Annotated in this window: 5 protein-coding genes; 4 read left to right on the top strand and 1 reads right to left on the bottom strand. The window is 37.0% G+C overall.

Features of this window, described 5'->3' with window-relative positions:
- Window positions 1–203 precede the first annotated feature (203 nt).
- The 4 genes from ACFQ38_RS11850 to ACFQ38_RS11835 all read left to right on the top strand — a co-directional run bounded on the left by ACFQ38_RS11850 (window position 204) and on the right by ACFQ38_RS11835 (window position 4,590).
- Window positions 204–896 carry a response regulator transcription factor gene (locus tag ACFQ38_RS11850; RefSeq protein ID WP_381481075.1) on the top strand — a complete coding sequence of 231 codons (693 nt, stop codon included), beginning with the start codon at window positions 204–206 and terminating at the stop codon, window positions 894–896.
- Window positions 893–1,882, top strand: coding sequence for a sensor histidine kinase (locus ACFQ38_RS11845; protein ID WP_381481073.1), 990 nt, complete (start codon window positions 893–895; stop codon window positions 1,880–1,882). Before ACFQ38_RS11850 ends, ACFQ38_RS11845 begins: the two co-directional genes overlap by 4 nt.
- Before the next feature lie 112 nt (window positions 1,883–1,994).
- A complete protein-coding gene (locus ACFQ38_RS11840) occupies window positions 1,995–2,756 on the top strand; it encodes an ABC transporter ATP-binding protein (protein WP_336823864.1) in 762 nt (253 codons plus the stop codon).
- A complete protein-coding gene (locus ACFQ38_RS11835) occupies window positions 2,746–4,590 on the top strand; it encodes an ABC transporter permease (RefSeq protein WP_381481071.1) in 1,845 nt (614 codons plus the stop codon). Before ACFQ38_RS11840 ends, ACFQ38_RS11835 begins: the two co-directional genes overlap by 11 nt.
- A 92-nt stretch (window positions 4,591–4,682) precedes the next feature.
- Here ACFQ38_RS11835 and ACFQ38_RS11830 read toward each other — a convergent pair whose 3' ends face one another.
- Entirely contained in the window at window positions 4,683–5,945 is a 1,263-nt protein-coding gene (locus tag ACFQ38_RS11830; RefSeq protein WP_381481069.1) for an MFS transporter, read from the bottom strand.
- Window positions 5,946–6,794: the final 849 nt, after the last annotated feature.

The following is a 6,794-nucleotide window of genomic DNA, read 5'->3' as shown; positions in this document are numbered from 1 at the left end:
CCACCTGTTCTATTTTAGGGACTTATTGGACAGCCCCTTTGTTTTTTTGTTTTGGTTATACTATATATTTCGCCTATACTTTAAGTATTCTTCATTAACTTATGAAAAATGAATTTCCAGTTAAATGGTCCGTTTGCGCAAATTTTTCTATTGAAATAGCGGATCAAAAATAGAAGTTCGTCACTGAAACAAAGGAGGCTGCAATGTATAAACTACTAATCGTTGAAGATGAAAAGAATATTGCGAATACATTAAAGAACCATTTTGAAAAATATAATTATATTTGCTATATTGTAGAGGATTTTGAAAGGGTACTTGATATTTTTCAAGAATTCCAACCACATCTCGTCATAATGGATATTAATCTTCCCGCCTTTGATGGCTATTATTGGTCACGAAAAATTAGGCAAGTCTCAAATTGCCCCATTACGATACTTTCTGCCCGTATGAGTGAATTAGATCAAGTATATGGTATTGAAAATGGAGCAGATGACTTCATCACAAAACCTTTTTTAATGGATGTAGTCTTAGCAAAAATAAATGGACAAATACGTCGGGTCTACGGCGAATATGCAGAGGATTTGCAAACCCGAATTTTGAAAGTCGGAAATACAACATTAAATTTAGAGACGATTCGATTATGCACACCCGAACATGAGACGATATTGACTATAAAAGAACTTCAGTTATGTTCTGTGCTTTTTGAAGCATCCCCGAATGTTGTGACGAGACAACAACTACTTTCAGCAATTTGGGATGATGATACATTCGTTGAAGAAAACACACTAACAGTGAATATTGTACGTTTACGCAAAAAGTTAGAAGCTATTCATTCATCGCTATCCATCACAACCATTCGAGGAATTGGCTATCAAGTAACGGAGAATGGCTTATGAAGCTTTTTTTTCGTGATCATATAAGTTTTATCATCCTGTACATTCTAACGATGATTTGCTTACCAATTATTATTCACCGACTAGATGACTTGAGCAATCATTATGCATACTTTATCTTTCTATCGATCATTTTATTAGCCATTCTTCTGTTAATTCGATATATAAGACGCAAAAAAATGTATGCACATTTGAATGGTAATGGATTCGAGGCAAATGATTTATTGATTCACCTTCCCCAATCTCCGGTTGAAAAGGCATATGCAAATCAAATGCAGTTCATTCATTCGCTTTTTCTATCACAAGAGGAAGATCACAAAGATCGTTTACATGAACAGCAATTAATGATTTCCCAAACTGTTCATCAAATGAAAACACCGCTTTCCGTGATTCAATTACTCATACAGACGAATCAATTAAAAGAACCGGATTTATTTTTAGAATGGCAAAAAGTAAAAAAAGAATGCGATAAAGTAAATTTCTCTCTAAATCAACTATTAACGTATAGTCGTTCATCCCAACTACTATCTGATTTAAAGATTGAACCGATATCCTTAAATAATGTCGTCCAAGAAGTTGTTAACGATTTAAAAGAATACTTTATTGAGATGGAAGTATACCCAAAAAGTGCACTCGAAGAAAACATCATCATTTATTCTGATCGTAAATGGCTCAGAGTTGTTATCTACCAGCTACTCAGCAATGCTGTCAAATATGGTGAAGAGAAGTCCTTCGTTCACATTCATTTTGAAAACGGTCAGTTATGGATCAAGAACAAAGGCGAGACGATACCAGAAAGTGAAATTAACCGTGTATTTGAATTGTTTTACACCGGAACAAAGGGACGCATCCAAGGTGAAGCGACTGGTATCGGACTCTATTTAGTCAAAAAAATACTTTCTACGCTGCACCATCCATACACGTTAACCTCTGCTCATAATGAAACGACCTTTATGATTGATTTTTCCGGAAGTAAAGACGGCTACTAATAAGGTGGCCGTTTTTTATATGACAAATTTGTCAGATTGCTGTCATGTTCAAAGATTTTATGGAGAGAACGGTTTGTTTATACTAAATGTATCAAAAAGGAGTGAAACCGTAATGTCACATACAATTTTACAAGTAAAGCAACTACAAAAAGAATATACGGGTGAAATCACATATAAGGCATTAAAAGGCATCGATTTTCATTTAGGAGAGAATGAATTTGTTGCGGTAATGGGTCCATCCGGCAGCGGAAAGACAACCTTCCTTAATTGTATTTCCACTATCGATCGCCCTTCAAATGGTTCAATCATCATCAATTCAAAAGATCCGTATGGATTAAATGATGATGAATTAGCAAAGTTTCGACGTTCAGAATTAGGCTTTGTCTTTCAAGATTTTAACCTTGTCCACACCTTGACAGTAGAGGAGAATATTTTGCTTCCTTTAACACTTGATTCTGTATCGGAGAAAGAAATGAAACAAAGATTAGAGAGAACGGTAGACTTTTTAGGAATTGAGGCTTTATTGAAAAAAAGAACGTTTGAAATTTCTGGCGGTCAGAAACAACGGGTGGCGATTGCGAGGGCCGTTATTCATAACCCTAAATTATTATTAGCGGATGAACCGACAGGAAACTTGGATTCTAAATCTGTAAATGGTGTGATGACTTTATTTGAATCGATCAACAAAACCTTTAATACATCCATTTTAATGGTGACACATGATGCATACGTTGCAAGTTTTGCGGAGCGTGTCATCTTCATACAAGACGGAATTCTCTATAATGAGATACACCGTGGCAAAAACAAACAGCAATTTTACCAAGAAATTATGGACACACTCACGTTTTTAGGTGGTGGCCAGCATGAATTTTAATCATATTGTAGTTCAAAATATTTTGAGGGATAAGTCGACATACATTTCCTACTTTTTAAGCAGTGTGTTTTCAATAGTAGTCTTTTTCCTATTTTCAATTACAGCTTTTCATCCAATGATGGCGGAATTGGATACAACAAGTACCTTAGGAACAACAATGGTGCTAGCCAGCTTCTTTATTTACGTTTTTTCCTTTATCTTTATCATCTATTCGTTGTTCGCTTTTTTGAAAAAGAAAACAAAAACATTAGGTACTTTTATGATGATGGGTGCATCCATGAGGCAAATCCGCAAAATGGTTTTCAGAGAAAATATGATCATTGCTGTTGCAGCGATTATCACAGCAATTGTAGGAGGGTTAATTGTTGCACCATTATTTTTAATGGTTGCCAAAAAGATATTGCGTGCTGAAGTGTTTGGAATGTATATTCCGATCCAAGCCATTCTCATAACGATCGTTTTATTTTCTCTATTATTTTTGATCGTTACTAAAGTTATGACATGGATGATAAAAAAAGAAGATGTCGTTCAACTATTAAAAGCAGATATTACACAAGAAAAGCTCACGAAACCAGCACCATTTAAATTGATCGTATCCATTATGGTCAGTGTTATTTTGCTCTTTTCGATGATAAGGGAAATGAATTGGGTGGAATCCTTTGGAATTCTCCCTTACATTGCATTGTTTATTAGTCTTTTATTGGCCATTTACTTTACAGTCACACAAGGAATGTTATTCACCATCCGCGTGTGGCAAAAACATCCATCGTATTTCAGAAAAACCAATATGCTTTTTGTTTCAAATTTAAAGGCAAAAGAGGTTTCACATGCCCATATCATTTATTTATTAACGATCTTACTATTAGGTACCTTTGTCTTTACAAGCGTACTTTACAGCTCTTACTACAATGTAGAGGAAAAAACAGAATCGCTCTATCCTTATAGTTTCCAATATACGTCACTACCAGGTAACGAATTAGAAGCTCAAAAAGATCGAACCTTTATTGAAGAGACCTTAGATGAAGCAGGTAATTACGAGGCATACTATTCTGCCTTTAAAACCGATGAAAAGCGTAGGATTGCTTTTATGTCCGTTACGAATTTCAATCAATTGGGCCAGCATGAGCCTTTAACATTAAACGATCATGAGTATTTTGTTGCTGCTGGTCATGAAGGTGTTCAACCTAATAAAGAATCCATTCATGATTACCCATTTGGAAACCTAATCGTTACGGGTATTGAAAAGAGAAATATTTTAACATCCGGGTTACAAAATGTATATTATATCGTTTCGGATGAAGTATATGAGGCGATTGAGTATCCAGTTTATCAAATATTTGCTTATGAATTGGATGATTGGACAAACAAGATCGATGTCGCGAATACGATTTCATCTAAGATTACTACAGATTCTGATCGACGCTTAATGGCATCTAAAATTGAATTATATGAAGTAGAGAAGTTTGTAAAAAGCATAATGTTCTTCATTGGCTTTATGCTTAGCTTAATTTTTATGAGCGCCGCAATGAGTATACTGTATTTTTACCTGCAAACATCTCTTGAACAAGAAAGAGAAAAGTTTTTAGGCATTAGAAAAGTTGGTTTATCCATGAAAGAACTATCAACTGTTGTAACAAAAGAATTGGTAACCTTAATTTTTATCCCTTTTACAATTGCAGCCCTTATTTTATTTGCAACATTACTCGGCATGCATAACCATATCTCGTTGGCATTTTATCAATTAACTGCAATGGGCTTAGGTATAATTTTACTGCTGTTTCTAATAGGCTTTTTCTTTATTCGGAGGGGTTATTTAAATAAACTTATGAATTAATGGGGTTAAGTATATTATCTTAAAGAGTGCGAGATGGTTTAATCGCACTCTTTTTTTATATGTTATGAAACAGTAGGATTCCTCCTCTATTTTCACTCCCCTGACAGCTTCCTCCTGCCAAATATGAAATAGTAGTAGATGGATGAAACGATATAAAGACCTGCCGTAATAGTAAACGCAAACGCGTATCCCCAATAAGCTCCTTGCGCAACGACTAAGCCTGTAGCAATCGGCCCCATCGTAGCCCATCCCAAGTTAAACACCATTTGGTTCATCGAATTTGCCAATCCTTTATATTTATCCGACACGACTTCCATCGCAACCGCACTTTGAATCGGATTTCCAGCATTCATTAGCGCTTGCCTTAACAAAAATCCTAATGAGGCCAACATAAGAGACGTCGTATAGGCCGTCAAAAGCAGAAACGGAATGGACAGCATCTGAAATAAAATCAACGCCCTCACTTTCCCAATCTTCTTTGAAAGTGCTGGACCAATCATCGCAGCTACCGCTGTCATCGCGGAGCCCATTGACAAAACAAAGCCAATATAGGAATTTGTAGCATCAAAACGGTTCGCAAAATACAAATTCAAATAAGGGACAACTAAACCGGAACCGAAGCCGATCAGCAAATTAGCGAATGAAAAATGGAAAATGACAATTAAGTTTCTCTTTAAACGATCCTCTAATTGATCGATCTTACCTCCATCAGAAAGTAGCGGTGCAGCTTTCTCTTCTTTCGCATTCTTTTCTTGCAGCTTAAAAAATGGAAGTAACCCTGCCGTGAAAATGGCCGCACCGCAAAGCAATGAATAGCGGATTGCTTCTGTCGTACTAATTTTCATAACAGTTTCCAATACATCTGCGATAACTCCGCCGAAAAAGCTTCCCGCTACGTTCGCAATCGTTACGACCGCAAAGTTGACACTGAATAAAGTTACCCGTTCAGCAGGAGACGAGTTTTCGGCTAAAAATGGAATACCCGAAACTTGGACGAATGCCATAAACAACCCCGTCAAAAATGCTGCTGTAATGATCGGGGTTTCCGCAACAGCAATGCCCCTATAAAATAGTGTCGTTACCGTCAATACAGCGCCGCCCACAATCATCCATTTCCGCCCGAATTTATCGCTTAAAAATCCCGCAGGAACTAACATAATTGCCGAAGCCATCGCTGTCATTGAAATCACTTTTCCACTCACCGTCTCGGGCATCCCGAGCTCCCGAATATACAAATTATACATAACCATAAAAACACCCATCCCGATTTGGATCAGTGCATTTCCGATAATAAAAAGCTTTACATTCCGGTTGAAAGAGGAAAATTTGCGTCCCCAGTCAGTGAACCATTTCATCCACATTTCCAACTTTCCACAAAATATATTTCGATACTCTAAATATACTTGTTTATAAACTCTTTCGCAACGGAATTTTCATTGAAATCAAACCTTTGGAAACATACTCATTTTCATAGAAATACGTACAAAATTTGTAGACTGGTATTCCATAGCCTATCGATCAATATGCTTCAAAAGTTCATGCGATGAAGGTTACAAGCTCATAAATACCTTTCTAAACGCATAACTATTAAAAAATGCGCATAAAGCCTGTCGAAAACGTATAACTGGAAAATACCGCGCATAAAATGCTGGCAAGCTTTCATAACCCAAAAGAATAACGCATATATCTCTTGCAAAGCGCATAATCCCCTTGTAAAGCCACATAAATATTTCAAAGGTGCATAAATTGGTTAATAGCTGTGTCCATAGAGTCGTTTTGACATGGATATTTAGTGATCTTGCCAATACAGAGGGGTATGGTAGGGCTTTTTAGGTTAGGAGAAAGCATCATGTTAGGCGGAAGAGAGCGGATTTATGCGTTTTTGCTGCAATTTATGCGTTCCCCTATCTGTCTTTGCGGGGCGAAGATAAGGTTATGCGGGAGAGAGCGGATTTATGCGTTTTTGCTGTAATTTATGCGTTCCCCTATCTGTCTTTGCGGGGCGAAGATATGGTTATGCGGGAGAGAGCGGATTTATGCGTTTTTGCTGTAATTTATGCGGTCCCCTGTCTGTCTTTGTGGGGCGAAGATATGGTTATGCGGAAGAGAGCGGATTTATGCGTTTCTGCTGCAATTTATGCGTTCTCCTGTCTGTCTTTGCGGGGCAATGACAAGGTTAGGCGGGAGAGAGCGGATTTATGCGT

Origin of the sequence: Sporosarcina contaminans, assembly GCF_042679045.1 — a bacterium.
Taxonomy (GTDB): Bacteria; Bacillota; Bacilli; order Bacillales_A; family Planococcaceae; genus Sporosarcina; species Sporosarcina contaminans.
Note: the sequence above shows the minus strand (reverse complement) of the source record. Positions and strands in the feature narration are given on the sequence as shown.

Excerpts from the sequence above, each read along its gene's own strand:
- ACFQ38_RS11840 (WP_336823864.1), top strand. The coding sequence starts at position 1,995 with ATGTCACATACAATTTTACAAGTAAAGCAACTACAAAAAGAATATACG.
- ACFQ38_RS11845 (WP_381481073.1), top strand. The coding sequence starts at position 893 with ATGAAGCTTTTTTTTCGTGATCATATAAGTTTTATCATCCTGTACATT.
- ACFQ38_RS11850 (WP_381481075.1), top strand. The coding sequence starts at position 204 with ATGTATAAACTACTAATCGTTGAAGATGAAAAGAATATTGCGAATACA.
- ACFQ38_RS11835 (WP_381481071.1), top strand. The coding sequence starts at position 2,746 with ATGAATTTTAATCATATTGTAGTTCAAAATATTTTGAGGGATAAGTCG.
- ACFQ38_RS11830 (WP_381481069.1), bottom strand. The coding sequence starts at position 5,945 with ATGAAATGGTTCACTGACTGGGGACGCAAATTTTCCTCTTTCAACCGG.